Here is a 3,030-nt window from a genome sequence, read left to right as displayed (position 1 = left end):
CATATCCGGCTTTTGCAGGAAGAGTTCCGTTATACCTATATCCTGGGCAGGGACGCCTATGCGTCGGCAAAACCTGTCTATAACCCCATGTTTGTGGGCCAGTCCATCCATGGCACAGTGATAAAAACCGGAGGGGATGCGGTGAGGCTTCATTTAAAGATTGATAAGAAGCAGGATGTTTCCACAGCGTACCCTTACCCCTGGGTGCCGGATACGGGAAGCTTTTGGAAAGTCCCCCTCCGCTTTGCTCCGGCGGAAAAGTGTACTGTATGCCGGAAACCGGCACAAAGGTGTCTTTGTATTTTCCGGATGAAGATGAGCGGAATGCCATAGCCGTCAACTGCATCCGCCAGAACGGGGCAAGCTGCAGCGGGATGTCAGACCCCTCTAAACGTGCCCTGACCACAGCGGAAGGGAAGCGGCTTTACCTGGAGCCTGGGATGATGGGTTTTGATGTAAAAAGCGCAGGGCACGCCATGTCTTTAGAGGACGGAAAGAGTATTTCTTTCCGAAGCGGGACAACGGTAAACATCTGTGCCGTGGAGAATATCGGCTTTTTTGCAAAGAAAATCACCGTGAACTCCCCCCAGGCGCTTAATATTTTAAGGGACCCGGAGAATTAAGGGTGTAAAATTTTCGGGAAATGGGGAGGACATGGTGGGCATGAAAAACGGAAAGTATTCCTTAGTGGAACCGGGAAGCGGAGTCACAGTGTTTAGCATGGAGGGAGGGGAAATAAACCTTTTTGGAAGTTATACAAATATCATTACAACCGGAATAGATACTTACCCTCCCATAAATGACAGTTTAACCAGCAAAAAGACAGAGGATAAGGCAGAGCAGATGGAAAAGGAGGGGAAGCCTGCTTTTGGGGACGGTGTGTGTATCTGCGTCTGTAGAGACAGGTAGATATACTGCTGAAACTGTAAAAAATGACCGGATAACCGGATACGACAGGGATATCAAGGACTTTCGGAAAGGCTTGGCGGACAGTGCCTCTGTAGGGGCCCAAAAAGGGGCAGAAGCCTTTGTAACTGCGCTGGATATATTATCTATTGTTAGCGGTTTTAATGGGATTATGGGGCCAAAGCCTCCAACAGCAGCCCTTGCGGGGGCGGACGGGGAAATGATAGCAGTGCCGGAAATATTAGAGGTTGATGCGGGGATTTCTATTTTGTATTCTAAATCCTTTCCGGAGGGACTGTTTGGGGAGAAGAAGGAGGTGGAGGAAAAGGAAGGGGTTTATGTTGAAAGTGGTAGTAATAAAATAGAAATTAAGAATCCTGTATTAGAGAATATTAGAACAGGTAGTGCGTTGAAAGAAGATGCATTACATGCTTTTAATGATATTATTGATAATTACGCAGGTTATGCTACAAAATTTTCATTGGTGGGCAGGGACGGTATAAAACGTTCATTATACCAGATTAAAGGTTCTTTAAATGGCAAACAGGGAATATTTGAGTGGATTGTCGATCCGGATCCAACCAAAGGGGTAACACATCGTAGATTTATAGAAGGTATAGACATAACAGGGAAGCCTAATGCTAGACCATAGGAGGATTTTTTATGTATGGAATTGATATTTTTGAAAATATAAATATGTCTATAGATTGGTATATGGTATATTGGGGTATAAAGAATGAAATATTGGGTGTTAATATTGCACAAGATTACGTTTGTAGAAAAATGGAGCAAGATGAAACGCTTTTGGATGAAGAAATCGAGTTGTCTTGGAAATCAGAAGATACTGCAAGTGTATTAGATATTATTGAAAAGATGCCCCAATTTTTAGATGCCATAGAAGAAAATATGGAAAAGGCAAAAGAAAAAGTTCGTATTGCAATAATAATGTTTTTGAGACAAACCGAGAAAGATGTTTCAAAATTATTCGAGCAAATCGATATGGTTTATGCAAATTTCAATTATCCGGAAGATATGGAAAAGTTTATTACGTATATGCCGATGGATGCGGAATATATTTCAAAAGACCATTCTATAGAGGAAAACAGATGTTATTTATTGAGTCAATTGGATAATTACATTAGTAAGCAGGTACAAAAATATAAATTACAATATGTGCAATTCTAAGTAATAATTTATAATTAAGTAAGATTAGTCTAACGTAAATGAAAGGTGTAAATAAAGGCAAACAAGTTATTGTTATAGAAGATAGAGGTTAAAATATTAGAAACAAATGAACTAAAAAACGAAATGGAATTTCAGATTAATAGTGTATTACCCGATTTAAGTTTAAATAAGATAAACTTTTCAGTTGGTACAGATAATAGCCCTGAAGGTATATATACGCATAATAGTATGTATCATTATGTAATTACTGAAGAAGGAAAAATCAGGATTCACAGACAAATAGATAATGAGGAGGAAGTGTTTTGGATTCTTTTAAATGAAATTCTTTTTCAAGTTGCATCGGATTATGCAACACAAAATAGAATTCCAGGAAAAGATTTTATATGAAAAATCATGCCAGGAGAAGGAATAGATAAATTCAAGTTAGGGGTTCATGTGAAAAATATTATTCAGTGGTTAAATGATGAGTATGTGATACAAGAAAGGGATGATGGTTCATGTGTGATTACTATTGAAAATGCTATGTTTTGCTTTGATGAACAGAGGTTACTTTTTCAAATAGGGGTTACAAAAGGATATAGTGGTAAAATTGATGGTAGAATTGGGATTGGAGATACACTAAGTGATGTAAAAAAAGAGCTGGGTACTTTTTATGAGGAAGGGGATGATTATTTAATTACAAATGTAAAAGGAGTGGCTTTGGAATTAAGTGATGATGACGATTGGAATGAATTAATGACACCAATAGAATGGATTTATGTCTATAGATTGTAGATAATGGAAAATCAACGGTGTTTATCGTTAGCACAGTATTGCTAAAATAACGGTGAACTAAAGTGTTAATGTATCCCTGCATATGTCCATTTGATATTGTATCCGGAGGTATGCCGCCACGGGGCGTACCTGTGGTTTGGGATACCGGAGTGCGGGGAGAAAGGC

7 protein-coding genes are annotated in these 3,030 nt (G+C 39.1%); all 7 read left to right on the top strand.

Going from position 1 to position 3,030, the window contains the following annotated elements:
* On the top strand, window positions 1–333 hold a 333-nt coding region (locus tag D7Y06_RS26285), incomplete at its 5' end, for a hypothetical protein (RefSeq protein ID WP_199714851.1).
* On the top strand, window positions 270–623 hold the full coding sequence (locus D7Y06_RS24525) for a hypothetical protein (protein ID WP_158591496.1): 354 nt from the start codon (window positions 270–272) through the stop codon (window positions 621–623). The genes D7Y06_RS26285 and D7Y06_RS24525, both read left to right, overlap by 64 nt.
* A gap of 40 nt (window positions 624–663) precedes the next feature.
* Window positions 664–909, top strand: coding sequence for a hypothetical protein (locus D7Y06_RS24520; RefSeq protein WP_147415779.1), 246 nt, complete (start codon window positions 664–666; stop codon window positions 907–909).
* Window positions 869–1,558 carry a hypothetical protein gene (locus D7Y06_RS24515; RefSeq protein ID WP_120410096.1) on the top strand — a complete coding sequence of 230 codons (690 nt, stop codon included), beginning with the start codon at window positions 869–871 and terminating at the stop codon, window positions 1,556–1,558. The genes D7Y06_RS24520 and D7Y06_RS24515 overlap by 41 nt, the downstream gene beginning before the upstream one ends.
* A gap of 11 nt (window positions 1,559–1,569) precedes the next feature.
* Window positions 1,570–2,091, top strand: coding sequence for a DUF2247 family protein (locus D7Y06_RS24510; RefSeq protein WP_120410095.1), 522 nt, complete (start codon window positions 1,570–1,572; stop codon window positions 2,089–2,091).
* Window positions 2,092–2,214: 123 nt separating this feature from the next.
* Entirely contained in the window at window positions 2,215–2,478 is a 264-nt protein-coding gene (locus D7Y06_RS25710) for an Imm63 family immunity protein (RefSeq protein ID WP_147415778.1), read from the top strand.
* A gap of 6 nt (window positions 2,479–2,484) precedes the next feature.
* Complete coding sequence (locus D7Y06_RS24505; RefSeq protein ID WP_120410094.1) at window positions 2,485–2,865, top strand: hypothetical protein; 381 nt, start codon at window positions 2,485–2,487, stop codon at window positions 2,863–2,865.
* The last annotated feature ends 165 nt before the right edge of the window (window positions 2,866–3,030 follow it).

Origin of the sequence: Roseburia sp. 1XD42-69 (assembly GCF_003612565.1) — a bacterium.
Lineage (GTDB): Bacteria > Bacillota > Clostridia > Lachnospirales > Lachnospiraceae > Roseburia_B.
This window is presented reverse-complemented; position numbering and strand designations above follow the sequence as displayed.